The following is a 26,062-nucleotide window of genomic DNA, read 5'->3' on the forward strand; positions in this document are numbered from 1 at the left end:
TTAATGATGATGTTCATGACTTTCTTCTTGTTTTTGGCTCCCTTTTTGCAAGAATTTCAATTCACTTTCAGACAGTTTTCCTACGATAAACTGTTTTTGAGGCATAATGATTGAACCATCGTTACTAGCATGTACTTTTATATAGTATAGGCCATCACTATCAAAGTTTTTACGTAAAGTATAAGTACCGTTTCCCTCTTCCTCAGCTTGTTCCATACTATATTTGAGAGAGCCATCTTGTTTCCATATCTGAAAATGAACATAATCTGAGTTTTCAACCTTTTTACCACCTTGAGTAAGAACAGCCTTTATCGTCTCCTGTGTATTAGCTGAAAAGGATGCTGGTATAATTATTTCAGCTTCAAGTGGTGTTTCTTCTTTGTATAGATTAGTGACATCCTTTTCAAGTGAACACGCACTTAACAATAGGCTGAAAATAAAGATTAAAGAAATACATATATTTTTTTTCACGGCAAAAGCCACCCTTTACATTTCCGAATTATGCATTCAAAAACTTCTTAACTGCAGATATTCGTTTAATAATTAACCAGTCAATTAGCCAAACAACAATAAGAGACAAACCAACCAAAGGAAACAAAATTCCTAGACCTATTAACAGAAATAGAAAGAATCTCATGTTCTTTATAGGAGGAGCTTTTGGTGCACCTAATCCTTTTTTCGGCTTTCGCTTCCACCATAAATAAAAACCACTAAATGCAACAAGGATAATTCCTAAACAAATAAGAAGGCTGATTATTTGATTAATCAAACCAAATTGAGTCCCTTTATGCAAGGTAATCCCCCAAGCAACTATTTTTCCTATTAAACCGTAATGATCATAACGATAATCAGCTAGAACCGCACCGGAATATTGGTCAATATGAATAGTTGCTTCATCTTGTGCTTTCGGTGGAAAAGCTGACAATGTATAAACGCCATCCGTTTCTTTTGGAATATTAATGCTATAACTTGGATGCATACCCTCACGATTCGCTATCGTGACTACATCATCAATGGACAGTGGGATAAAACCTTGAATATCTGAGATAGGTACATCTAAATTTTCTGCTGCCCAAGGAACATCTGCAATATCTTTTGTTTTAATTAAGGATGTTGGAGCACTTCCAGTCCATATGGAAGGAGGATACCCAGATCCGGAATTGGTAGCTAACGATTGAAAATTACTTCCCCAAAAACCTGACCAAGGCAAACCTGTCATAATTAAAAATAACATTCCTGCTGATATCCAAAATGCAGGTACTGCATGTAAATCTCTTCTGAAAGTATTTTTCCCTTTATTTATTCTTGGAAATAGAACACCAGAAAGACTTAGCTTATTTTTGGGATACCATAAATAAAGACCAGAGACAATTAACACAACTGCCCAACACGCAGCTAACTCTACAATTCTATCTCCCAAGGTGCCAGCCATCAGTTCACCGTGAATTTCCTCGATTTTATCCATAATTCTGTCTTCATCATTTAACTCTCCAATAGATTTACCTGTATAGGGGTCTATAAAAATGGTAAGAGACTCATTATTAGTAGTAATGCTCACTTCGCTTGAACGGGAGGCATTTTCTCCGGGATGATATTTTGTCACCACTGCATCTGGGTATAGCTTCTTCACTTTCTGAATCTGCTGAGATGCTGGTAATTTATCTCCTTGCGGTGTTACCTCTTGGTAGTCTTGATAAAGTACTTGTTCAATCTGTGGCTTAAATAAATAGATTGAACCAGTAACTGCCAGAATGATAAGTAAGGGTGCAAAAATAATTCCAGCGTAAAAATGCCATCTCCATACTGTTCTATACAGAGCGGCGTTTGGTTGTTTAGTTTCCATTTATACAGGACCTCCAAGTAGTACTATTAAATTCACCTATATAGATGATAAAAGAAAATTGTGAGAAAAATATGAAATTTATTTAAAAAAAGGAAGTTTGAATTTGTTAAAGATGAGATGGTCATTCCAAATAAGAAGAACAATTGGAACAAAGGAGCGAACGTATTGAGTAAGAGTTTGCGATTGTAGAGTAGGAAGGAATGGAGGGAAATGGGGTAAGTGCGGCGAAAGTAATCTATAGAATGTCTTGAAGATAGGAAGAGCAGCGAGACAACAATGTAAACGGATCAGAGATAAACTGCTAATGAACATGAAGACAAACACATTAAGGGAAGCAGCACTCTTGAAAAAAGAAACTGTAATAGATCGTAAAAAAATCATGAAGGGGTGTTAAATATGCACAAAAGAGATTGTTCGAAATTGAAGTGTCAGTGTTTCATTGTACCTAACTATATTCTTGAGAATTTGGCGCAAAATGAAGTGGAAGAAGCACGGATCAGTTTAGCGAAAAGCCGTCAAATGCGCAGGCGCAGAATTTTGAAAGAATATGATATTGACGGGGTTGTCGCTTTAACTGATGCAGGATCTGGGCGTCATGGTGAATCTGCCCGCCATGTTTATGATTGTAAAGGAGGAACCAAACTCCGGGAGAATGAGGCTAGGAAAGAAGGAGATCGATCAAGTGCAGACCCGGTAGTTAACGCTGCATACGATTATAGCGGAGTTGTGCGTGATTATTTCAAGGATGTCTTGCACCGTAATTCAATTGATAACCAAGGCCTTGATATCATTCTGAACGTTCATTATGGGAATAAATTCACGAATGCCTATTGGGACGGGGATGAAATGGTATTTGGTGACGGCGACGGGGTCATCTTTAGCAATTTTGCCAATTCACTCGATGTAATCGGACACGAACTGACACATGGGGTTACGCAGTTCACAAGTGGATTGGAGTATGAAGGTCAGTCGGGGGCTTTGAATGAACATCTTTCGGATGTGTTTGGAGTTGCCATAAAACAATTTCATTTAAAGCAAACAGCAGGTGATGCCGATTGGCTAATCGGTGCTGATATAATGGGACCAACACTGAAAGGACAGGCCCTACGTTCGATGAAAGCACCAGGTACTGCATTTGACAATAAGTTGATGGGTAAAGATATTCAGCCAGATCACATGAGGAATTTCTATAAAGGAGAGCGGGATAATCATGGTGTTCATATCAATAGCGGCATACCGAACAAGGCCTTTTATCTAGTATCCATGGAGATTGGAACGGACAAAGCGGCTTTGATCTGGTTCAATGCAATGCAGAATTTATTTGCAACGGCAAACTTCAATCAATTTGTACAAATAGTCATCAAGGCAGCACAAAAACTTGTTGATAGCGGAGAAGTTACCAAAACAGCCATAGAGACAATCGAAAATGCTTTTAAAGCGGTTGGACTGCCTGAGTAGTCATATTCCATGAATAGGAGGCTTCATCTACAATGCATATCAAATTTAGCTGCATGGGGGGAATGGCCAACCTCGACTTGAACTTTCAGATAGATACAGATGAATTGCCGAAGGAGAAAAATGAGGAATTACAGAACTTAATGAAGACAGCGGACCTTCCTAATGCTCAACTAAATAAAATGGCTGGAGCTAAAGCTCAAGGGTTCGACTCGTTTTCATACCAGCTGGATATAGCTGATGAAAAGAAGGAACAGTCTTTCTCATTTACTGACACAACAGCTCCAGAGGAAGTTCGGCCCTTATTGGATTACTTACGTAATTTGGCCATTGAAATAAAGATGGCAGAATGAAATGAAGGTAATGAAAGAAAGTCTATCTATTCAGATAGACTTTTTTTTACGTGGTTTTTAAAACTTCACAAAAATGTCATTTCATTTCACTTTTCACATAGATTTTGGCAGTTATTTCTCTAAATGGACACAGATTACCAAGAAAAGATCGATCTAGAGCAGAAAGCTTGAAAAGGAAATTGGAAAGTATGGCCGTTTGATGGCAACTTGTAAGGAATTAGCTATCAAACAGGTAATGGAGTCACAAAAGGGAACGGATTTTTATAGTGGTAAAATCAGAGCGGTTTTACAAAAAATGCATAAAATAGGATAATGGTCGCAGAGAGGTGAAGTGAATGACATCTCATGAAATGAAAGTGACGATAGCCGGAAATAAAAACCCCTAGGTGAGTACGTCCGGGAAGACAATCACCTAAGGGCTTGCGAGCAGGAGTATACCTGCCTCTATATCCAGTATACTCCAAGAAAGTGAATAGTAAATGGGGAGTGAATGGAATGATGATACGAAAAAATTATTTAATGAATATTGAAACGGTGGGAATGATGGAGCGTTTTGATTCAAATGGTGCCGAGATGACCATGGTAGTGGAAGGAGAAAACACATTCCATGTTGCACAACCGCGCCAGGAAATCCTGAATAACACGCTAAACCACTATGGATTGGACCTTGACGGCGGGCTTGCAGCAGCAAAATCCGTGCTTGGCGGAAAATACAGGCTGCCCGTCTGCATAAACGCCCAGCTTGGAATGGTCTGGTTCTCCTCCCGCTCTTTCCGGAAAAGAGGAGGGGTCTGGTTTTCCTACATCCACGTTCGTGATTTAGAGGAAATGAACGAAAAAGAAACAATGGTCCACACAAACTATGGACATTGCCTTCCTGTATCCTTAAGCAAAAATCAGCTCGCCTTCAAAAGGGACCAAGCATCCTATCTGCATACGACCTTCCATGAACGCTCATTAGGCAAAAAAACCTTTTATTACGAGCCGGGAAGCGGAATCACCTTTTGCAAAGAACCTGGTGAGGTCCATTACAGGGTGAAAGGCAAGGAAATCTAGCCAAGGAAAATGTAAAGGCAGACCACCTGAACTAGCCATGAAAAAAAACTTAAAGGAGCATGATTTCATTTGAAATCATGCTCCTTGTTATTATTGATTGGAAAAGTGACAGCAATCCAATGTAATAAATTTCACGTCAAACATCTCACTCTAGGTACTGTTATTTGTTATTTTGTGATAACGTCGTTTTATAAATGCCATCGTTATTATAGATATAAATGATTTCGGCTCGCATGGATAAACGACCGCTAATTTTTTGACATTGCTCATCGACATATTGAATCCGTCTGCCTTTTTTGAATGTTTGTCCTTTTCTGTGGAACATGTAGCTACCATTCCCGTCGAAAATGGCAATAGCATCATCACTAATCGCAAACTCCCAGAATGATTCTTTCTTTATATTAAAAAAGGTCGGTTGAAACAGTTCATCTAATATAACGAATTTAAAATCATGGTAATAGTAAAAGCACACCTTGTCTGATGAAGCGACATTTAGCGCATAACAATCTGAAATACCAAACTCACCAGCGTGCCATAAAATATTCCCCTGTCGATCAAACAAAATCAAACCATGTCGTCCAATTGGCTCGTCCCATCCATAATTTCCAAACACACCTTCATCAAAATAACTGATCCATATGCGGTCTTGCTCATCGACCTGTACAGATTGAATGCCATCCCCAAACGTCAGTGCATACAAAAATTGTCCGTTATTATCATAGAAACGCGCATTTTTATCAGGTTTCCCCTCATTATATTCACACCTTGAACCGACAAGCATAATCGTCCCATCCGAAAAGGTTTGTACATGATCAGCACTGATAGGCACTTTATGAAACTCGATTTGTTTATATTGTTGGTTATTGATGATATGTACCTTCAAGTTCTGCTTCATCGCAACCTGCACAAACCCATCCATACGTTCAGGTTGATTCGGCATTTCCAACAACAACAAATCCCCGTTTGCGGCAATTTCGGTACTAATACAATCATCCTTACTTGTAAACTGCATCACTTTTTCACAAACTAATTTGGTTTTCATACTTCGCTCCATAGTTTATTTTCATAAATTTATATTTTTTTACAAATATATGCTCTTGAGAATTCTAGTGTTATTATACCATACAAAAAAGGTGCAATATCTCCTGTATCATGGGATTTCGATCTCATGAATACATCACTAACTCTATCTTCAGTGGTAATGGTAGTCACGGTTAATCATGGTTCTTGGTCTATCATTTTCCATTTTCACAAAGAAAGATTAGCTTGTTTAAGAGAATGTAAAACGAAAAAAGTCTGACTCCATTAAATATTGGGAGTCAGGCTTTTTTACTTTCTAAAAGAGTAATTGGTTTCTAAGAGAAAGAATGGTTGAAGAAAAGAATATTCAAGGATTTTTGAGGCTGCCAGTCTGAAATACAACGTCCTGATTTATCAACTAATTAGAAAGGTCATAAGGCTTTTTATGGCTTTATTTTAAAGAATATTCTAAAATTTATTATTGACTTACATTTTAATTTGTCTTACAATTGCGTTGGTAATAGTCGAAACATTCAATTAAATGGAAGGGGAGCTTTTTTAAGGAGCTGATTTACTTCAACATGAAGCATGACAACATCCTGAGTGTAAACTCTATGTCAATTCCGGAATCATATTTTCAGAAAGTTTTGTCATATTTTCAATATCTGTATGTCTTGAGTAAGCAATTTATTTTTTACTCAGGGAAATGAAAGCGAATACATACTCTTTGGGATGGAGTTGAAAAACTTGAAAAATCAATCTAATCTTGCTGAATCTACTGTAATGGCTCCTGAGGTCGAAAGTAGGAAACAAAATTTTTTCACAAAGTTTAAAACAGCTTATGGTCCAGGAATACTTGCCGTATTAACGTGGCTTGGAGCTGGTGATCTGGTGACTTCTTCTGTTGCCGGGGCAGATTATGGATATAGTTTAATGTGGATTTTAGCTTTATCATTAATCCTTCGTTTTCTTATCGTTAATATCATTGCTCGGTTCCAGCTTTGTAACACAGAGGGGTTAACCATTCTTGAAGGATATGGACGTATTCATCCATTTTTCGGTTACTTCATGTTTGGTTATGCATTAATAATGGGTCATCTTTTTAATGCATATATGATTAAGGGTGCGGGAGAGGTATTATCGACCCTATTCCATGTTAATCAGCCATTCTTGGCTTCAATGGTAGTTGTAGCATTAGTTTTCATGCTTATTGGCAGAAATATTTATAATAGAATTGAAAGTGTAATGAAAGTGCTTTTGGCATTATTGACGATTGCCTTCTTGTACCTGGCGATTTCAGCAACACCGGATGTGGGGCAAATCATTAAAGGGACGGTCGGTTTTAGCATTCCAAGTGATACTGGCGTTCATGGAGCATTATTGGTGGCGATTTCAATTATAGGTGCAGTGGCAGGATCCATTTCGAACTTTGTTCATCCATATTTCATGAGAGAAAAGGGTTGGACGAAACCGAGTCACGTCAAGGTTCAAAGAAATGATTTACTGTTTGCCATCGGAGTTTGCATTGTGATCAATTTGGCCATTTGGGTTGTAGGTGCAGAAATTTTAAAACCAAATGGAATTCATGTGGAAACGATTGATGATTTGGCAATGGCATTACAAATGTCTTTAGGGCAATTTGGCTGGTACATTTTTTATCTTGGTGTATTTGGCGTATTGTTTGCGAGTATAGTAGGGAAGTCAACTGGTTTTCCAAGATTGATTGTAGACGCCTTTTACGTAATTAATAAGGACCGACGCGAAAAGTACAATGGAAAATATGAAAAAGATCCAATGTATAAATGGATTACGATTTTTGTTTTAGTTACTCCAATCATTTGGTCCATTCCTGGCATGCCTGGTTTTATTGCATTGACAATTGGTGTAAATGCAATAAACATAATCGGTTTCCCTATTATCGCAATAGGAATGCTTGTACTATCAAATCGAAAAAGCTTGATGGGTAAATATAAAAATAATTGGTTCGAAAATATTGTTCTGACCCTAGCCTCCGTTTTAGCGGTCTGGTCAGCAGTCCAATTAGCTCTTACCTTTATTTGAAATAATGGTAGATTATAGTTAGGGGATTTGTCTGCTTGGGTAATGAACATCAAACTTTATTCGAAGTGAGGGATCAATGATGAAACCGAGAGTAATCATTTATAAGAAAGTGGATCAAGAAGTGTTGGATTATATTCAAAAGACATGTGATGTCGTATATTTTGAGGGTCTTGACTCACAAAATCAACCTGAATTCCTTCAAGAGTTGAAGACAGCACAAGGGATATTAGGTTCAGGATTAAAAGTGGATAAAAGTTTACTGGATCAGGCACCGCAATTAAAAATCGTCTGTAATTCGTCGGTTGGTTACGACAATCTGGATGTAACAGAGCTGTCCAATCGGGGAATTATGGCTACGAATACTCCTGAGGTATTAAATGAGACAGTCGCCGATACGATTATGGGCTTGATGTTATCCACAGCGAGAAGAATGCCAGAGTTGGATCAATTGGTGAAGTCAGGGCAATGGACATCGAATATCGGGGAAAAATGGTTTGGGGTGGATGTCCATCATAAAGTATTAGGAATCATCGGTATGGGAGGAATAGGATCTGCCGTTTCAAAACGGGCTCATTTTGGGTTTGGCATGAACATTTTATATCACAACAGATCCAGAAATGAGGAAGCGGAACAAAAGTATGGGGCTACATACTGTTCAATGGAAGATCTGTTAAAGCAGTCTGATTTTGTCTGCTTGATGACACCGCTCACTCCCCAAACCGAAAATATGATGGGGGAAAAAGAATTCAAGCTCATGAAGGAGTCCGCCATCTTCATCAATTGTTCAAGAGGGAAAACAGTGGATGAAGAAGCCTTGATCCATGCGCTAACAACCGGTGAAATTCACGCGGCAGGACTTGATGTCTTTGTACAAGAGCCCGTCATGGAAGACAATCCATTGCTTTCCATGAAGAATGTTGTCACTTTACCTCATATCGGTTCCGCAACATATGAAACCCGCTTGAAAATGGCGATGCTGGCCGCAACCAACCTTGTCGCCGGATTACAGGGGGAAACTCCGCCTACCTTGATTAAAGCTGGTGTAAAGGTAAAGTAATTTATAATGGAATGAATTACGCTGGATAGTCCTTTATGGGGCTATCCAGTTTTTCAATTCCGGATTATTCAATATTTTTTCTCATCCTGTAAAGCAAAAAAAGCCCTCTATAAAAGAGGGCTTCAGGGAGTTCGGATTTACTGTTATGAAATCCTCATTGGATTTCTGAAAACAACTGGAGTTATTCATCAACCACATCTGCCATTCCATCAAAATCAGAAATTACGATCTATCGAACAGCTCAGCCCCAGAAATACCTGGGTTTGTCATCTCGTAAGGATTTAAAATAAGATCAAGCTCTTCCTCTGTTAACACATCGTACTGCAGGCATAGTTCACGTACTGATTTTCCTTTTAAAATGGCTTCCCGTGCGATACGCGCTGCCACTTCGTATCCAATATGCGGATTAACAGCCGTGATAATCCCTACGCTTTTTTCCACATTCTCTTTTAGACGGTCTTCGTTTGCTTCAATATCCACCAGACAGTAGTCTGTAAAGGCACGGAATGCATTGCTCATAATGCTAATGGATTGAAGCAAATTGAACACAAGCACAGGTTCCATCACGTTCAGTTCAAGCTGACCTGCTTCAGATGCAAGGCAAATGGTATGGTCATTGCCAATAACCTGGAACGCTACTTGATTGATCATTTCAGGCATGACCGGATTGACTTTTCCCGGCATGATGGATGAACCTGGCTGACGAGCCGGCAAGTTAATTTCCGCAAGGCCCGCACGGGGACCTGAGGCCATTAAACGTAGGTCGTTCGCGATTTTGGACATATTCATCATACATATTTTCAATGCAGCAGAGACTTCTGTATAAGCATCTGTATTTTGTGTCGCATCAACAAGATGCTCCGCCCCAACAAGCGGAAGCCCACTAATATCCGCCAAATGTTCAACCACACTTTCAATGTAGCGAGGGTCTGCATTTAATCCTGTTCCCACAGCTGTTGCGCCCATATTTATCTCATATAAATGCTGGCGTGAATGTTGAATGCGTTTAATATCACGCTCTATTACACGGCTATATGCTTCAAACTCTTGACCAAGACGGATAGGCACTGCATCTTGAAGATGTGTCCGTCCCATTTTAATCACATGGTCAAATTGTTGGGCCTTTTTCCTGAAGATAGTAAGCATATATTCCATCGTATTTAACAATTTTTCGAGTGAAATAAGAGTGGCGATATGAATCGAACTCGGGAACACATCATTTGTTGATTGTGACATGTTCACATGGCTATTTGGACTTAATTGAACATAGTCACCTTTCTCTTTCCCAAGCAATTCGAGTGCACGGTTAGCAATGACTTCGTTTGCGTTCATATTTATGGATGTACCTGCACCGCCCTGGATGGGATCCACGATAAAATGATCATGCCATTTGCCTTCGATTACTTCATCTGCTGCCTGAATGATCATCTTACCAAGACCATCGTACAAACGTTTAGTATCCATATTTGCTAAAGCCGCTGCTTTTTTCACGATAGCCAACGCTTTAATCAATTCTTCATGAATGCGATAGCCTGTAATCGGAAAGTTTTCGACTGCACGCAATGTTTGGATACCATAGTATGCATGCATTGGTACTTGTTTTGATCCTAAGAAATCTTTCTCAATACGTACGTTATGATTTATATGGACTGTTGACATCGTGTTTCCCCCTTTATAGTTTATGCTACGTCTGATTGTTTAATAGAATCAACGTAATGGTCTGCTTTTTCCTGGTCAAATTCGCCTTCCCACTTCGACATGACAATCGCCGCCAATGAGTTCCCCACGACATTGACCGCTGATCTTCCCATATCCAAAATTCGGTCGATACCGGCAATGAACGCAACACCTTCCACCGGCAGTCCCATAGAACCAAGTGTTGTTAAAACAACAACAAATGAAGCACCCGGAACGCCAGCCATTCCTTTTGACGTTAACATCAGTACAAGTAACAACGTAATCTGTTGTGTAATGGATAGATCAATACCATACATTTGTGCCACGAAAAGTGAAGCAAGTGCCTGATATATCGATGAGCCGTCCAGATTAAACGTATAGCCTGTTGGAATAACAAAAGAAGTAATGGATTTCGGGCAGCCAAACTTCTCCATTTTGTCCATAAGCCTTGGTAATACCGACTCTGAACTTGCTGTTGTAAAGGCCAAAATCAGTTCATCCTTTAACACTTTCAGGATAACGAAAATGCTTGTCCCAGACATTTTCGCGATAATTCCAAGAATGACGAACACGAAGAATACCATCGTCACATAAACGGCAACGACTAGGTTCCCTAAAGGAATTAATGTTGCGATGCCAAATTTGGCAACGGTTACACCAATGAGTGCAAATACGCCAAAGGGGGCAAATTTCATGACTAGATTCGTCACCCAAAACATTACTTCCAACACACCTTCAAAGAATCCAAGAATAGGCTTTCCTTTTTCGCCTATCGCAGCCACACCTAAGCCGAATAAAACAGAAAAGAAGATAATCGGTAATAAATCCGCTTGAGCCATCGATTCAAATACATTTTGAGGAACAATATGAGAAATTGTTTCTCCAAAGCCACTGCTTCCAGCCGTTTTTGTTGTTTCTTCATATTTTGAAATATCACTTTTTTCAAGATTACTTGTATCTAAACCAGCCCCCGGATGGAACAAGTTTGCCGCCAGTAATCCAATGACAATGGCAATTGTGGTGACAATCTCAAAATATAGAAGAGTCTTCCCGCCTAATTTTCCTAGCTTTTTAATATCGCCGACTCCCGCAATGGAGACAACTAATGCAGCCATGACGATCGGGATGACAATCATTTTAATTAAATGAATGAAAATATCGCCGATAGGTACCATAATGGCCATGGCTGTTTCATTACCATGGAATAAAGCACCGACAACGATACCTAGTACAAGTGCAATAAAAATTTGAGTAGCTAAGCCAAACTTTTTCATTTAAATTCCTCCTATGATAGTTGTATTATTGATAACGCTTTCATTTTTTAGATTATTTTAAGTTTATGATCATCCTACTGGAACCTACTGAAACCTACTGATACTTACAAGGGCCAGAAAAAATAATAATTTCAGTCAAAACCCTTCTCTCCTTTTTACCATTTCATGTGTTATGTTTTTACTATAGTGACTGGGAGGGACCGTATTGAAAAAGAGTATAAGGATATTACTATTGATTATGATTGCGGTGCCTCTTGCGGGTGAATTCAAGTTTTATCCATTCGACGATACATTCAGAGTTAGTTTGGGAACCCCTGTATTTTTCTTGTTTTTACTATGGGGGAGGGGGATCCACCCGATTATTGCAGGCATATTAACGGGAATGAGTGTGTTTGTTTTTCGTTTTTCACTGGCTGTCGGGATACGGGACATATCTGTTGAGGAAGCGATGTACCTTTATGTTCCAGCCTTTTTCTATTACTTCATCTATGCGTTCGCATTTCATAAAACGAAATTGAATGAACGGCACGATCAGCCGTTTATGATCGGTCTTTTAGGGGTATTGATCGAGCTTTTTGCAAGTGTATCGGAAATGATGATCCGTTCTTTCTTGGCGAATCAGGGCACACCCTTGCTAGCCATTGACCAACTCGTTTTAATCGCCTTTATTCGAAGCTTTTTCGTCCTCGGCTTTTTTAATATATTAAAGCTGAGAGAAGCAAAATTCGCAGAAGCGGAGCAGCGCATGCAAAAGGAACAAATGCTGCTTTTCATTTCAAGTTTGTATGAAGAATCGGTTCAACTGAAGAAAACGATGCAAAATGCGGAAGAAATCACCCGCACTTGTTATGACTTTTACCGTCGGTTAAAATCAGAGGGGACTAATGGAAGCGATGCGCAAACTGCGTTGCAGATTGCCGGTCTCGTACATGAGATCAAAAAAGATAACCAGCGGATTTATGCGGGGCTGTCGGAACTCGTGTCTTCCGAAAACCTGCAGGAATATATGAATATCGAAGAGCTTGGTAACATTATGATCGTGTCCAATAGACGATATGCAGAGTCCCTTCGCAAAGATATTTCATTTTCCTTGCATATAGATGGTGACCATCCGCCCTACCATGTATATATGGTATTATCATTAATAAATAATTTATTGGCCAATGCAGTGGAAGCCATTAAAGAAGAGGGGTACGTATCACTGCATGTGAAAAGGAAAGATCAATTCGTGGAGTTTTGCATCAGTGACAATGGCCCCGGCATTGCACCGAAGCAGAAGGAACTCATTTTTACAGCAGGATATACAAAGAAATTCGATGCGGCGGGAAACCCTTCGACGGGAATCGGTTTATCGTATGTGAAACAAACTGTTGAAAAATTTGGAGGACATATCAGGCTAATGGATAACTATAAAGAAACCGTATTCATCGTAGAACTTCCGATTGATGCGATTATGGAGAAAGGGTTAACGAGATGAATTATTTCATTATAGATGACGATCCTGCCATTCGAGGAATGCTGACAGAGATGATTGAAGATGAAGATTTAGGAGAAGTGGTAGGAGAAGCAGAAGACGGATCGCTAGTGAATAATGGCTTGCTGTTTTTAAAAAAAGCAGACGTTGTCCTAATTGATTTGCTCATGCCAATAAGGGACGGGATTGAAACGATCAGGGCTCTTGCTGATGGATTTCAAGGGAAGTTTGTGATGATATCGCAAGTGGAATCGAAGGAACTGATTGGAGAGGCGTATAGATTAGGGGCGGAATACTACATTACAAAACCGCTCAACCAAGTTGAAATTTCAAGCATATTAAACAAAGTGAATGAGCGAATACTGGTGGATCAATCGATCCAGGGCATTCAAAAATCGTTGAACGTTTTTACGGGCCGCCCGAAGTCTTCGAAAGTGCCCTCCTCCCATACAAAAAATATTATGGAAGCCGGACGTTCCTTAATTTCCGATTTAGGTATGATTGGCGAAGGGGGAAGCGAGGATTTACTAAACATTTTAGGATTCCTTCAAAATGAAAAGCAAAGACTCGGTTCCGCCTACACGTTTCCATATTTAAAGGAAATTTTTGCAGGGATTGCTACTGAAAAGCTGGGAGATCAAGCGAAAGATGCCGAAATCCAGAAAGAAATGAAAGCTTCTGAGCAGCGTGTCCGTCGCGCTCTTAACCAGGCCCTCATCCATATCGCTTCATTAGGATTGACGGATTATATGAACCCAAAATTCGAAGCCTATTCATCCACATTTTTTGATTTCTCGGAAGTCCGCAAAAAAATGCTGGAGCTGGAAGACAAGAGCAAAAAAGTAAGCAACCAGAGCCGTAATAACATGAAAAAGTTTATCCAAGTGCTGTTTATGGAAGCAAGACAGATGATGAAATAATAAACCAGAAACACAAGTTGAATTGATTGAAAATTCACTAAAACATGATAAAGACAAATCCGTTTATATGGATTTGTCTTTATCACTTTTTTCATTGTATTTTTTATGAACAGTATGACTTTCGTTCAAATCTACAGAAAAAGATAAAAAAGTTATTCGTTTTCTAATAGTTTGACTAATGCCATCGCTCTAACTTTGGTATTCCTCTAGTAAAAAACTTAGCAATAAATTTAGGCATTTTCATATTTTCCATCAAATGATTTTGAACAAATTTTTGCATTTCTATCGCAGTAATATTTTGAGTGAATTCACCATTTATATAACAATGACTACAATATTTAGTACTTTTACTACCATCTTTTTCAGTTCCTCCACCTAATTCATCTTTAGAAAGCGGCATTCCACAACTCTGGCATGTTTTATATCTTTTCATTATAAATTCTCCTACAAAAAGTTTTAATCTAAACAAATTATAAGGCAAGAAATTATGAGTAGAACTGACTGGAGTTTGGGACAAGCCCCACATATGTAGGACAAATCCATCAGGCAAGCCTTTTTTGAATCGTTCTGTTTAATTGACAATGCATGCAGATAAGGAGGCAGTAGAATTACGGATTACAGAAAGAAAGGAACTCGTCTTTAATATAGACCAGATCGGACATAATATACTTGGAGATGAAGGAAATGAGTAAAAAGATAGGAAGCGCCAGAATCGCACCAAGTGTTAACCCGCAGGGACATGGAAAAGATGTCGAATTCTCCACAGAGCCAACAAGCAAAAAGGTCCAATACAAAATAAGCGGTATAGGGTAAATTAAGCACACTTCATATAAGAAAGCCAATCTCTATATCGAGACGGGCAATTGTAATCCTCTTATAAGGAGGTCCTAATCATCATCTGCATGCAGGTGTAGGACAATATGAATCACATGTCTCGATACTACGAGTCAAACTGTTGATGAGAGTGTCGTAGCTACCATGAAATCAGTGACCAGCGAAGCAATGAGGCCTTCAAATATGTAAATGGACAAAAAAAATAACCAGCCATGCGACATGCTGGAGTGGTTACTGACATCAAATGTTAAGTTGGATTGTTCCTCCATGCGTTAAAAACGACGGATCTTTCATGGCAACTGTTATGCAATATTCATTGATATAATTCTGGAATTGTGATAACTTAGTATAGAAACACATTTGTGAATTATATATAAACAGTTTATCCCTTATTTTAATTATAAGGTTAAACTCACCTCTAGTCAACCCCTAATTTCTTTTTTTGAAGGAGTGTCTGATATGAACAATGAAATTCGGCAGGAGCAAGAACGTTTGGATGAGGTGATAGAAACAATTACAAAGCAAATCAGCAAAATAGAAGGAGAGACTTTACAGCGTAGAAAAGAAGTTGTTAATATCCGGAAACACTTCTGGGATGACCTCAAGGTTAATGTGGATACTTTCGATGATTACCTCGAGACGATCATTGGCTTAAGGCAACAGGCTCAAGACTTGTCACAAAGCGAAGGTGCACATAGATATTCCTTCAAGAGGTTGTCAACACTGCGCCGCATGCAGGGGGCACCTTATTTCGGCCGGATTGATTTAACTGAAGAAGGGGCTTCCCTTACGGAACATATTTATATTGGGACCGCCACCCTTACTGATACAACAGGAGAAAACTTCATTGTCTACGATTGGAGGGCTCCGATTTCGAGTGTTTATTATGACTATCCTCCCGGTCCCGTAGAATACTCTACTCCCGGAGGCGTAATTCGGGGGATGCTGGAGAATAAGTGGCAATATATCATCAAGGGAGGCGTTATCGACTCAATGTTCGATACGAGTCTCACCATTGGAGATGAGATACTGCAGCAGGTGCTTGGTAAGGGGACGGATAAGCATATGCACAGTATTGTGTCCACCATTCAACGGGAGCAAAATAGAATCATCCGCAACGATCGCGGACGTCTGCTCATTGTTCAAGGAGCCGCTGGCAGTGGCAAGACATCAGCTGCCCTCCAACGGATCGCTTACTTGCTTTATAAGTATCGAGATAGGATTAAGGCCGATCAAATCATTCTATTCTCACCTAACTCAATGTTTAATAACTACGTATCCAATGTACTACCCGAACTGGGCGAAGAGAATATGCAGCAGGTAACATTCCAGGAATATTTGGACCATCGTCTGGCTGACTCATTTCAAGTTGAGGACCCTTATGAGCAATTAGAATTTTTGTTGACTGGAGCGGATGATCCTTCCTATAGCACTAGGACAGCGAGTATCCGATTTAAGGCTTCAATTCGCTTCTTTGAGATAATCAAAACATACAGTCAATCACTGGAATTATCTGGAATTATCTTTAGAGGGTTCAAGTTCCGAGGGGAAACGCTCGTCTCCGCCAAACAAATCTCAGAAAGATTTTATAACAGAGACACCACCCTAAGATTTCACAATAGGATTGAAAAGTTGAAAGAATGGTTATGTGAGTTACTTGATGAAAGGGAAAAGTTTGAGTTGAAACAACCTTGGGTCCAGGAGGAAATCGAGTATCTTAGCAAAGAAGACTATCAAAAGGTATATACCTACTTAGAGAAAAAACGCGGCGTTAATGAAGATTCCTTTGACGATTATGAGATGGAGAATAAAATGCTCGCGCGTATGATTGTTCGTAAGAAATTGAAGACGTTACGCAAACGGATAAAAGCATTTCATTTTATCAACATTAAGGGAATATACAAGCAACTTTTTGACGAACAGATACGGATCGAACTGTGGAACGAGGGTAAAACACCTATCGAAAGGGAAATTTGCTTATCAACGCAAAAAATGCTGGACGAAGGTAAACTGCATTACGAAGACGCGACTCCATTTTTGCTACTGAAGGAGCTAATTCTAGGATTTCAGACGAATACCTCTATAAAATACGTGCTTGTAGACGAAGCACAAGATTATTCTCCATTTCAATTCGAGTTTTTGAAACGGTTGTTTCCTTCTGCAAGGATGACCGTGCTCGGTGACTTTAACCAGGCAATATTCGCTCATGCCAGCGAACGGGTGGATTTCCAGACTCTTAACAGTTTATACGGAATAAGTGAAACCGAGAGTATAACCTTGGATCAAAGCTACAGATCCACAAAGCAGATTATAGAATTTACACGTGAACTAGTTCCTGATGGCCATCGAATTAAGGCATTCGACCGTGAAGGTGAAAAACCTGTACTGACTCAAGTCTCCAGCCGTGATGAATTGCACCACAAAATCGTGTCTAAAGTCAAAGACTTTCAAAGTCGTGAGTATAATACAATCGCAATAATATGTAAATCTGCTGCGGAAAGTGCCGCTGCATACGATGCCCTTAGTATCATCGGTGAAATTAAACTCGTACAGAAAGGCACAAATGAATATGAACAGGGTGTTGTTGTGATACCGGCTTATTTGGCCAAAGGCATCGAATTTGATGCTGTCATCATTTATGATGCATCTGTGCAAGCATACGGTGATGAGAGCTTACGAAGATTGTTCTACACCGCATGTACCAGGGCTATGCATAACTTGCAGATATATACGGTTGGCGAACCCAGTCCTTTCTTGCTCAACAACGATGCAATGAAGAGTTTACTTCTGACCCTAGATTGACAAAGAGGGCCCGAATATGGAAAACAACTTTTTTGAAACCTGTGTAGACTTTAGTTCTATGCAGGTTTTTTATTGGGGTACTCTTTATAAATTCCTGATCGCAGGCAGAAGTTCACAGAAAGAAAGGACCTCCATTTTAATTTACAACAGTTCGGACATAATATACTTGGAGGTGAAGGAAATGAGTAAAAAGACAGCAGGAAGAGGCCAAATCGCACCAAGTGTTAACCCGCAGGGACATGGAAAAGATGTCGAATTCGCCACTGAGCCCAAAAGCGAGCTTGAAAACAAGGCAAAAAAGTCCAATACAAAATAAGTGTATTGGACAAAAATATGGTCATACTTCGTAAAGAATGCCCTTCTCTTAATCGAGAGGGGCTTTTATAATCTATAAGAAGGCTCTAATCATTTTATTGATTATGGAAAAAAACCTATCCTAAGTCCACGATTTTTGTCGATGAATCATACGTTTTTGGAGCAGTGGAATAGTAAAATGGAGCTACCGTTAAAAAAATACCAAATACATTTGTCGCTGTGCTAATATGAAAGACTGAGCTTAATAAAATGGAGAGGAGTTACAAATGAAAATAAATCGATTAATAGCGAACAATATAAACCATTTAGATGCAGCACTTCAAGACGATCAATCATTAGGAATTGCTGGGTTATCCGGTTCCGGGAAAACGACTTTTTGCCAAACCATTGGGGAAGAATCCAAGAAGCGTCTCGTTTCCTTATTGCCCAAGTCTGAATATCAGTATTTATTTCCTAATATTATGGAAACCAACTTCAGCGCCATCAAGATGGAGGAAATGCCGCTGGTCCTTTTTCTCGGCAAATCATCCATTTCAGCCAATCCCCGTTCAACCATTGGCACACATACTGGTGTGTTTAAAGAGATTCGTGTTTGTCTTGCTGAAAAATTCAATCTTTCTCCGGAAGTTTTTTCATTTAATAATGCCTTAGGCTGGTGCCCCACTTGTAAAGGACGCGGTACGACGAAAAATGTCGAATGTCCAAAGTGTGAGGGGAAACGCTACAATCAAGAAGTCGAGCAATATACGATTGAATTATTAGATCGCCCGCATACTATTTCCGATATCAACAACTTAAGCATCGAAACGATCCTTTCACTTGCAGAGACATTACATATTAGTGAAGCTAAACAGCATATTCTCCAAAATATAATCAATATGAATATTGGTTATTTAAGTTTAAATCGTATTATGGGGACAGTGTCAGGGGGAGAATTAACACGGCTTTACTTGGCCGAATTTATGGCAACAAGTGAAAATACCGTAATCATCATTGATGAAATCTCCGTCGGTCTTGATCATCAAACCCTATTGAAAATTTTGGAACAGATTAAGCAATTAGGATATAAGAATCAAATTTGGCTCATTGATCACTCAGACACGGTGTTAGATAGCACAAATGAACAATTGTTCTTTGGACCTGGCAGCGGGAAATATGGCGGGAAAATTGTTGAGGAATCACCACGTCCCAAACCAATCGCCTGGGAACGAAATGAAGCAGCGCCAACGGAATACTATCAATTTCAGGATCTTTACTGCCGTAATATTCAAATGGAAGAAATTCGGATTCCCAAGAATAGGCTGGTTACCTTTACGGGTGAGTCAGGTTGCGGTAAATCTACACTTGTCAATGAATGTATCTCTAAAGATTTTCAGAAGCGGTATCCAAAAGATAAACTGGTCATGGTCGGGCAGGATCGAAACAAATCGATTACCAGTCGATCAACCGTTGCGACATTTCTTGATATTAAAAAGAAACTCACCAAATACAGTGATGAAATTGATGATATTTTTCTGCGTTCGATTGAAGATATCATCGAAGAATTGCCAAATGAAGACATCGCTCATAAACGCTTGAGCTTATTGATCAAACTTGGTCTTGGCTATTTGACGTTGGAAAGAAAAACACAAACACTATCGACGGGTGAATTTCAATGTGTCCACTTAGTTTCCGAGCTTTTCGCGAAGACAAGAAACCCGCATACGCTGTTCATTTTTGACGAGCCATCAAAAGGGTTATCGCAAAATATACTAAACCAATTCATCGATAGTGTCAGGGTCATCCTGGAGGATGAATCCGTCTCCATCATCATGATTGAACATAATGGTTATATGCTGGATAGCTCGGATTATATCGTTGATTTTGGTAAACGACAGCTAACACCTGTCAAACATCTTGACGTTGTCAGTCATGATGATCATTTTCGACACAATAACAGTGAGGATCAAGTGGAACCATTGCAAATCACTTCTACACTCCGGTCAAAAAATGGCATCAATTATTTACAGGGAAATCATCTGGACTATTTCAAAAAGGCAGAGAACGTCTATAAGGGCGGCATTTTAAAAAGCTTATCACCAATTGCTCGTGTGATTTATGGTGAATACGAGTCAGACACGATCGCACCTGTGATCGCCATCGATCTTGAACGGCACTTGTACAGTCAATATACGTTTCTTTATGAATTGGGCGGAATGATCAACCATCTAGTGGCTGCACATCCAACCAATAAAGATACAAGAAGCTTCGATTTCTATTCTGCAGAAAATCATTGTCCAAGCTGTTCGGGCCGCAGGGTCATTGAAAAATTTGACTTTGATGTCGTCATTCAAGACAAAAACGTGCCATTCTGGGATGGCTTATTGCATCCAGACGTGATGGAAGTACTAAAATATTATCAACATTCTAAACTGCAATTCCTGTTTGATGAGATCAAGAATGAACTCGGTCACGACATTAGTAAAAGCTATAATGAGATGACAGATGCCGAAAAGCAGACCTTCTTATATGGATATTGGGAAAAGTCCTTTTACGATAAAGCAGGCAAGGCATCAAGAACATGGGAAGGATTCAATTTCATCATTGGACGTTATATGTTCATATCGAAATCGATCATTAAAGAGCAGATGAAAGCATCAAAAGAGATGATCGCCTGTCCTGTCTGTCAAGGAACGATCCTCAACCATCATAAAAAACTGACATTTGGTGATACAGACATTCGCGACATTATCCAACAGCCGATTGATCAAGTCATCAAAATTGTAGGGAAGCTGCCAGAACTTGAAAAACTAAAAGCGATTGTGGGCGGCGATATCGCACTTACAGATGATGTCTCATTCCTTCCTCGGGAAACAAAAGCGGCGTTGAAAATGCTCGAACTGGAACTGGCAAGCTTCGTCGGATATGAAGTGGTTTTACAAAATACCCTGCCATTCTGGGGCAGCATTAAAGGCAATATCGAAGCAATCAGCAGCAAAAACCAGATCACCATCTGTGACTTTGCCAATATTAACGAAACAAGAGAAACCATTATTGATAAATACTTCACCAATGGCAAATACAAAAAACTAACCTATGTCTATGAAGCATTTGGCTACAAAAAAATCGTTACCCAAATCAATAAAATAAAAGCAAGTCATAAATGCCCATTCTGTAATGGGAAGAAGGTCATTTCAGAGGATAACATCCATGACGGTGTGTATAAATTAACGATACCCTGTGTGAGTTGTCATGCCAGTGGCATCGATGATGAAGGGCGTAAAGCAATCGTCGAAGATATCGACGTGCAGACCTGGCTGACAGGTAAAGTAAAAGATGTCGTGGCTGAAAGTGAACGTACCGAAGCCGTTGCCGATATTCCCATTTTCAACCGGATTCGTGAATTGAACAAACGGGATATGATGGCGGTTCATCAATGCCTTGAACAGAAAAAATAAATTTAACAGCACTCAATTGATAAAAGTCCGCCGATAAAGGCGGGCTCAGACTGTAGACAAACTCGATGAAAATCGGTTTGCCTACAGTTATTTAAGGGTTTGTACAATTTAAACGTTGATTTCCACTCCAGGCACTCGCTTTCCGCGGGCGGTCCGGGAGCCTCCTCGGCGCATTGCGCCTGCGGGGTCTCCCTTGGACGCGCTTTTCCCGCAGGAGTCTCGTACCTTCCGTTCCAATCAACTTTGTTTTAAAATTTAGATAGAATCCCTTTCGTCTACAAACTAAAAGTCCGCCGATAATGGCGGACTTTTTTTATGAAAAGATTCTTCATTTAGTTTTTAGGATTATCTTCATGATAAACGGGAAGTGTTACTGAAATCGTTGTTCCCTTATTCAAAAGGCTATTTATATGAAGTGAACCATTCATCGTTTGGATGGTCTTAACAGCTACCATAGATCCTAGCCCTGTCCCTTTTTCTTTGGAACTGTAATAAGGTTCGCCAAAACGGTTTATTTGTTCTTTGTTCATTCCTATTCCATTGTCACTTATTTCGATAATTATGCCAGAATTATTTATATAGGAAACAATACTAAGTTCCCCGCCGTTTGGCATAGCCTCGATACCATTTTTAATCAGGTTTAGGAAGCATTGCTTGAAATGTTGAATATTCCCCCGTGTAATGCCTGGAGTCAACTGTTCTGATATATTAACTAAATTCATGCTAGCCAATGGTTTGATCATTTCAATTACATATCCTATTTCACGGTTAATTGAAATAGGATCCACTTTTTCAATTGCAGGTTTGGCAAATGCTAAGTATTCACTAATAATGGATTCTGCACTATCAAGTTCTCTAACAATATGTTTTATATATTGTTCTTTTACTTCTTGAGAAATATCAGAATCCTTTAGCAGTTGAACAAATCCTTTCACAACCGTTAAAGGATTCCTGACTTCATGTGAAATACTAGCTGCAAGCTGACTAACTATCTCCATCTTTTCAAGCCTTACCATTTGTGTACGGATTAAAATTGCATCTTTTAAAATTTCCATGATATATACAGCTAAACCTATAATGAAAGGAGGAAGGATAATAAAGTAAAATACATAGGCATCCGTTATTCGAAAATAATCAGACATAACGAGTGAAATAGAGCTGGTTAGGATTCCTAGAAACAAAATTAATAGTATCGAGCTATTTAGCTTATTTTTTCTATTAAAATTTTTGAATTTGGAAGAAAATAGAGCCGTTATAATAAATATAACGATATAAACAATTAACGTAAGGAAATTGAAACCATAAAGAGCAAACCTAAAAGTTAATATTATGACTAACAGGGCAGCCCCTACAGGCCAACCACCATAAAGTGTCCCAATTATAAAAGGAATTTGCCTGAGGTCATGGACACAATATTCATCTATATAAATAGGGAACTTCATACATAATATAATGGGAATGCTCATGCATGCAGTAATAAGGGTCTTGCGATACTGATTTAACCTTTTGCCATGATCTAATAAAATGTAATAAATCAAAATGCTTACTAAAATATAAAAGAGATTATCTAATATGTTTTGATTAATATAAATAAAATTCATTGGATTCTCCTGAAAATTACAATTTGGTCTATTATACAAGAATAACACTAAATGGTAGGAATTTAATAAAGTAATTTATTGGCAGAAAGAAAATTCTAAAAAGAGTTGTTTAACAATGCCATAGGTAATAATGTCACTTGGGCTAGGACATATTCTACACCTTATGATAAATGGACGTAATGATCCCCAGTTTCCAATGATTTATCAGTGTTAATTTGGTTTTACATAGGAAAGTGAATATAATGTAAGTAGAGGTGATTTTCTTTGAAAAAATGGACAAAAGAAATTGAAATAAACGCTCCAATTGAACAGGTTTGGAAATTTCTTGATGGTTCTGTAGAAAATATGCAACGAATCATGCCTCAAGTGGTTGAACAAAAGCCCGTTAAAATAACGGAAGAAGTGGTTGGAAGTGTATATCGCCAAAAATATAGAGAAGGAAAACGAACAGAAGAGTATGATATAGAAACATTAGAATATTTGAATGAAACTAATGAGAAGAAGCTAAAAGTAGGCTTTATACTTGCTAAAATGTTTGAAATTACAGCTTTTTATGAACTAAATAAAATCAATGACAATAAGACTTCCTTTACATATACAGTCACCAGTCGCCCGTTAAAATGGTTTTTGAAATTACTTTTATTATTTGCTACCGATAAAGTGGTAGTTGAATTTTTAGAACGTGTCAAAAAGGTAGCTGAAGCAGAAACAAGTGGATCATGAATTAATTAAGTCAATCTTCCGCATTATGGGGGTCATACAACTTGCCCATGTTGGAGGGTGTGCTTTGAACGTTTCATTCCACTGCAGGCACTCGCTTTCAGCGGGCGGTCCGGGAGCCTCCTCGGCGCTCTTTGCGCCTGTGGGGTCTCCCTTGGACACGCTTTTCCCGCAGGAGTCTCGCACCTTCCGTTTCAATCAACTCTGAGTGAAAACTAAGTAGACACAGCAACACAGATAGAAAATGATCCATCTTTTTTCAAGATGGACTCTTTTTATTTGTCGTAAAATATAGGGTCTGAGGAGGAGTTTTTGACTGGTGCTTACTCCAAATAGGGAGTTGCTTGAAGTTATTTTTCTAAAGTTACGGTATCGGAGTAGGAGTAAAGGCAGGATTAGAAGATGATAAGTAATTCTAAAAAACAGTGGTTAAAACAAAATTAAAATTAGGTGGTGAATTTTGATATTGTTGTCGACAAATAAAGAGAATTATAAAAAGGCTTTAAATTTCGGATTATTATTTTATGCGATATTCATGGGATTAAGTGGAACAATAACCTTTTCAGTTCTACTACTTTGGGTTGTCCCAAAAGATCAAATATCAACAATATTAGTACCTTTACTTTTCATAGCTTCATTTCTCTATGGTACTTGTGCTTTATCTATACTTATTCGTTCAAAAATCAATAAAAAATGAGTGATTTTGAATTTAAAACTTCTACCAATATAAAATGATGGAGTAATGGGTTTATGATTATTCAAAGGCAACATACTAAAGAGAGGTAATAAGTTTTTATGAATAAAACTTTTAAAATAATTCTTTTAATATTACTAAGCATTTTAATAGTAGTTCAAATATTTATGACTAAAGCAGTATTTGATGTTGTCGACCAACTGACAAATATTTCTCAGACTTTACCTGGTATATTAGACCGATAAAGTTATCAAGAAAACGAAACTGCTATTTTAATTGGTAGTTTTTTTTTTGTTTAGAGGGTAGTCATAATAAAAAAAGCGACCGTAATAAAGACTTGATCGCTTGTGACAAGATAAGGATTATTCAGAAGACCCTTCCGAAAGAAGGGTCTCTCTTTTTAAAGATGAAATGTTACTGCAAGCTAAGGCAAATAAAAGGGTTGTTATTACATTCGCGATAGCAAAATGTATTGGCTTCTGTTATACCTCAATCTCCATCCCGATGTTCCGTTCTTTGGATTGACAGTAAACACCTTTTGCCACAGCGAGGTCAAAGTAAGCAGCACCGACTGATTTAAAGAAGGTAATTTCCTCATCATTTTCCCTGCCTGTTTTGGTCAGCATTACAAGTTCAAAAAGCTCCCCATGAATATCATTAAACGACCAATTTCCCTGATTGGCTGCATGAATGAGTTCTCCTGCTTCATCCTTCACGCCCGCCAAATCGTCGACGATAATTTTAGCAGCGCGTGAAACCGTGGTATTATCCACTTCTTTCATATACGGCAAATAAGAACCGACCCCGTTAATGTGTGTGCCCGGCTTTAAATCCAGCCCATTAAATACAGGCTCGTTCGAGCGGGTTGCACAGCAAATAATATCTGCTTGACGAACAGCTGTTGAAACATCTTCGCAAACTTCAAAAGGAACGGTTACTCCGAATGCCCGCAGCTTTTCACCGAATTTCTCCGCTTTCTCTGGTGTGCGATTTACTAATAAAATACGCTCAATGTCCCTTACGGCTAACACACCAATTGCTTGTTCAAATCCCATAGCTCCTGTTCCAATAATCGTGAGAACCCGGGCGTCTTTACGAGCAAGAAAGTCTGTGGCAATGCCGCTCAATGCCCCCGTTCTGAGACGTGTTAAATATGAGGCATTCAACAATGCTAAATGTTCGCCATTTTCCGCATCTGACAGCAAGATGACTCCTTGTGTTGTTGCCATCCCCCTTGAAGGATTCTTTGGAAAAATGGTAACAACTTTGACCGCCGAAACTTCTTCAGATAAATCAGCGCTTGGCATGTAAAGTGCCGATGCCTCGTGTTGAGGGAAAGCAAGAACTGTGCGATGAGGGTTGTCTATTCTTTGAGCACCATGTGCACGTAATACGGCCTTTACATCCGAAATTGCGTCCTTCATTCCATATGATTGTTGAATTTCCTTTTCACTTATAACCAACATTCA

At 38.9% G+C, this 26,062-nt stretch carries 20 protein-coding genes; 12 read left to right on the top strand and 8 right to left on the bottom strand.

Annotation, left to right across the window (positions count from 1 at the left end; translation table 11 throughout):
* Together QUF94_RS06015 and QUF94_RS06020 are read right to left on the bottom strand one after the other, a co-directional pair.
* Window positions 1-471: a FixH family protein gene (locus QUF94_RS06015; RefSeq protein ID WP_289315045.1), complete on the bottom strand. Its 471-nt coding sequence runs from the start codon at window positions 469-471 to the stop codon at window positions 1-3.
* Window positions 472-499: 28 nt separating this feature from the next.
* Window positions 500-1,843, bottom strand: a complete 1,344-nt coding sequence (locus QUF94_RS06020) for a PepSY-associated TM helix domain-containing protein (protein WP_289315046.1) — start codon at window positions 1,841-1,843, stop codon at window positions 500-502.
* 396 nt (window positions 1,844-2,239) lie between these two features.
* Between QUF94_RS06020 and QUF94_RS06025 the strand changes: the two genes are divergently transcribed.
* The 3 genes from QUF94_RS06025 to QUF94_RS06035 all read left to right on the top strand — a co-directional run bounded on the left by QUF94_RS06025 (window position 2,240) and on the right by QUF94_RS06035 (window position 4,707).
* Window positions 2,240-3,301, top strand: a complete 1,062-nt coding sequence (locus QUF94_RS06025) for a M4 family metallopeptidase (protein ID WP_289315047.1) — start codon at window positions 2,240-2,242, stop codon at window positions 3,299-3,301.
* A gap of 32 nt (window positions 3,302-3,333) precedes the next feature.
* Window positions 3,334-3,651, top strand: coding sequence for a protealysin inhibitor emfourin (locus QUF94_RS06030; RefSeq protein WP_289315048.1), 318 nt, complete (start codon window positions 3,334-3,336; stop codon window positions 3,649-3,651).
* A 495-nt stretch (window positions 3,652-4,146) separates the two neighbouring features.
* Window positions 4,147-4,707 carry a competence protein ComK gene (locus QUF94_RS06035; protein ID WP_289315049.1) on the top strand — a complete coding sequence of 187 codons (561 nt, stop codon included), beginning with the start codon at window positions 4,147-4,149 and terminating at the stop codon, window positions 4,705-4,707.
* 160 nt (window positions 4,708-4,867) lie between these two features.
* Here QUF94_RS06035 and QUF94_RS06040 read toward each other — a convergent pair whose 3' ends face one another.
* Window positions 4,868-5,749, bottom strand: coding sequence for a hypothetical protein (locus QUF94_RS06040; protein WP_289315050.1), 882 nt, complete (start codon window positions 5,747-5,749; stop codon window positions 4,868-4,870).
* 725 nt (window positions 5,750-6,474) lie between these two features.
* Here QUF94_RS06040 and QUF94_RS06045 point away from each other — a divergent pair.
* Window positions 6,475-7,788 carry an Nramp family divalent metal transporter gene (locus tag QUF94_RS06045; RefSeq protein ID WP_289315051.1) on the top strand — a complete coding sequence of 438 codons (1,314 nt, stop codon included), beginning with the start codon at window positions 6,475-6,477 and terminating at the stop codon, window positions 7,786-7,788.
* A gap of 79 nt (window positions 7,789-7,867) precedes the next feature.
* Window positions 7,868-8,845, top strand: coding sequence for a 2-hydroxyacid dehydrogenase (locus tag QUF94_RS06050; protein ID WP_289315052.1), 978 nt, complete (start codon window positions 7,868-7,870; stop codon window positions 8,843-8,845).
* Between the two features lie 222 nt (window positions 8,846-9,067).
* Here the strand turns inward: QUF94_RS06050 and aspA are convergent, their stop codons facing one another.
* Window positions 9,068-10,504: an aspartate ammonia-lyase gene (gene aspA, locus QUF94_RS06055; protein ID WP_289315053.1), complete on the bottom strand. Its 1,437-nt coding sequence runs from the start codon at window positions 10,502-10,504 to the stop codon at window positions 9,068-9,070.
* Window positions 10,505-10,524: 20 nt separating this feature from the next.
* Window positions 10,525-11,796 (bottom strand): cation:dicarboxylate symporter family transporter, encoded by a 1,272-nt coding sequence (locus QUF94_RS06060; RefSeq protein WP_289315054.1) that lies wholly within the window; start codon window positions 11,794-11,796, stop codon window positions 10,525-10,527.
* A 205-nt stretch (window positions 11,797-12,001) separates the two neighbouring features.
* Between QUF94_RS06060 and QUF94_RS06065 the strand changes: the two genes are divergently transcribed.
* Together QUF94_RS06065 and QUF94_RS06070 are read left to right on the top strand one after the other, a co-directional pair.
* Complete coding sequence (locus QUF94_RS06065; protein WP_289315055.1) at window positions 12,002-13,273, top strand: sensor histidine kinase; 1,272 nt, start codon at window positions 12,002-12,004, stop codon at window positions 13,271-13,273.
* Entirely contained in the window at window positions 13,270-14,190 is a 921-nt protein-coding gene (locus QUF94_RS06070) for a response regulator (protein ID WP_289315056.1), read from the top strand. The genes QUF94_RS06065 and QUF94_RS06070 overlap by 4 nt, the downstream gene beginning before the upstream one ends.
* Window positions 14,191-14,365: 175 nt before the next feature.
* On the opposite strand, the gene QUF94_RS06075 is transcribed toward QUF94_RS06070, so the two are convergent.
* Window positions 14,366-14,623, bottom strand: a complete 258-nt coding sequence (locus tag QUF94_RS06075; RefSeq protein WP_289315057.1) for a zinc ribbon domain-containing protein — start codon at window positions 14,621-14,623, stop codon at window positions 14,366-14,368.
* A 251-nt stretch (window positions 14,624-14,874) separates the two neighbouring features.
* Here QUF94_RS06075 and QUF94_RS06080 point away from each other — a divergent pair, with 251 nt between their 5' ends.
* The 4 genes from QUF94_RS06080 to QUF94_RS06095 all read left to right on the top strand — a co-directional run bounded on the left by QUF94_RS06080 (window position 14,875) and on the right by QUF94_RS06095 (window position 21,578).
* Window positions 14,875-15,003, top strand: coding sequence for a hypothetical protein (locus QUF94_RS06080; protein ID WP_289315058.1), 129 nt, complete (start codon window positions 14,875-14,877; stop codon window positions 15,001-15,003).
* A gap of 480 nt (window positions 15,004-15,483) precedes the next feature.
* On the top strand, window positions 15,484-17,826 hold the full coding sequence (gene helD, locus QUF94_RS06085) for an RNA polymerase recycling motor HelD (RefSeq protein WP_289315059.1): 2,343 nt from the start codon (window positions 15,484-15,486) through the stop codon (window positions 17,824-17,826).
* Between the two features lie 181 nt (window positions 17,827-18,007).
* Entirely contained in the window at window positions 18,008-18,142 is a 135-nt protein-coding gene (sspL, locus tag QUF94_RS06090) for a small, acid-soluble spore protein L (RefSeq protein WP_201186571.1), read from the top strand.
* A 265-nt stretch (window positions 18,143-18,407) separates the two neighbouring features.
* Entirely contained in the window at window positions 18,408-21,578 is a 3,171-nt protein-coding gene (locus QUF94_RS06095; RefSeq protein WP_289315060.1) for an ATP-binding cassette domain-containing protein, read from the top strand.
* A gap of 332 nt (window positions 21,579-21,910) precedes the next feature.
* On the opposite strand, the gene QUF94_RS06100 is transcribed toward QUF94_RS06095, so the two are convergent.
* Window positions 21,911-23,218 (bottom strand): ATP-binding protein, encoded by a 1,308-nt coding sequence (locus QUF94_RS06100; RefSeq protein WP_483313638.1) that lies wholly within the window; start codon window positions 23,216-23,218, stop codon window positions 21,911-21,913.
* 225 nt (window positions 23,219-23,443) lie between these two features.
* Here QUF94_RS06100 and QUF94_RS06105 point away from each other — a divergent pair, with 225 nt between their 5' ends.
* Entirely contained in the window at window positions 23,444-23,902 is a 459-nt protein-coding gene (locus tag QUF94_RS06105) for an SRPBCC family protein (protein ID WP_289315062.1), read from the top strand.
* Between the two features lie 1,173 nt (window positions 23,903-25,075).
* Here the strand turns inward: QUF94_RS06105 and QUF94_RS06110 are convergent.
* Entirely contained in the window at window positions 25,076-26,059 is a 984-nt protein-coding gene (locus QUF94_RS06110; RefSeq protein ID WP_289315063.1) for an ornithine cyclodeaminase family protein, read from the bottom strand.
* Window positions 26,060-26,062 lie beyond the last annotated feature (3 nt).

The organism is Peribacillus sp. NJ4, assembly GCF_030348345.1.
Classification (GTDB): domain Bacteria; phylum Bacillota; class Bacilli; order Bacillales; family DSM-1321; genus Peribacillus.

Excerpts from the sequence above, each read along its gene's own strand:
- QUF94_RS06040 (WP_289315050.1), bottom strand. The coding sequence starts at position 5,749 with ATGAAAACCAAATTAGTTTGTGAAAAAGTGATGCAGTTTACAAGTAAG.
- QUF94_RS06030 (WP_289315048.1), top strand. The coding sequence starts at position 3,334 with ATGCATATCAAATTTAGCTGCATGGGGGGAATGGCCAACCTCGACTTG.
- helD (WP_289315059.1), top strand. The coding sequence starts at position 15,484 with ATGAACAATGAAATTCGGCAGGAGCAAGAACGTTTGGATGAGGTGATA.
- QUF94_RS06070 (WP_289315056.1), top strand. The coding sequence starts at position 13,270 with ATGAATTATTTCATTATAGATGACGATCCTGCCATTCGAGGAATGCTG.
- sspL (WP_201186571.1), top strand. The coding sequence starts at position 18,008 with ATGAGTAAAAAGACAGCAGGAAGAGGCCAAATCGCACCAAGTGTTAAC.
- QUF94_RS06080 (WP_289315058.1), top strand. The coding sequence starts at position 14,875 with ATGAGTAAAAAGATAGGAAGCGCCAGAATCGCACCAAGTGTTAACCCG.
- QUF94_RS06060 (WP_289315054.1), bottom strand. The coding sequence starts at position 11,796 with ATGAAAAAGTTTGGCTTAGCTACTCAAATTTTTATTGCACTTGTACTA.
- QUF94_RS06095 (WP_289315060.1), top strand. The coding sequence starts at position 18,408 with ATGAAAATAAATCGATTAATAGCGAACAATATAAACCATTTAGATGCA.
- QUF94_RS06035 (WP_289315049.1), top strand. The coding sequence starts at position 4,147 with ATGATGATACGAAAAAATTATTTAATGAATATTGAAACGGTGGGAATG.
- QUF94_RS06110 (WP_289315063.1), bottom strand. The coding sequence starts at position 26,059 with ATGTTGGTTATAAGTGAAAAGGAAATTCAACAATCATATGGAATGAAG.
- aspA (WP_289315053.1), bottom strand. The coding sequence starts at position 10,504 with ATGTCAACAGTCCATATAAATCATAACGTACGTATTGAGAAAGATTTC.
- QUF94_RS06075 (WP_289315057.1), bottom strand. The coding sequence starts at position 14,623 with ATGAAAAGATATAAAACATGCCAGAGTTGTGGAATGCCGCTTTCTAAA.
- QUF94_RS06020 (WP_289315046.1), bottom strand. The coding sequence starts at position 1,843 with ATGGAAACTAAACAACCAAACGCCGCTCTGTATAGAACAGTATGGAGA.
- QUF94_RS06025 (WP_289315047.1), top strand. The coding sequence starts at position 2,240 with ATGCACAAAAGAGATTGTTCGAAATTGAAGTGTCAGTGTTTCATTGTA.
- QUF94_RS06050 (WP_289315052.1), top strand. The coding sequence starts at position 7,868 with ATGAAACCGAGAGTAATCATTTATAAGAAAGTGGATCAAGAAGTGTTG.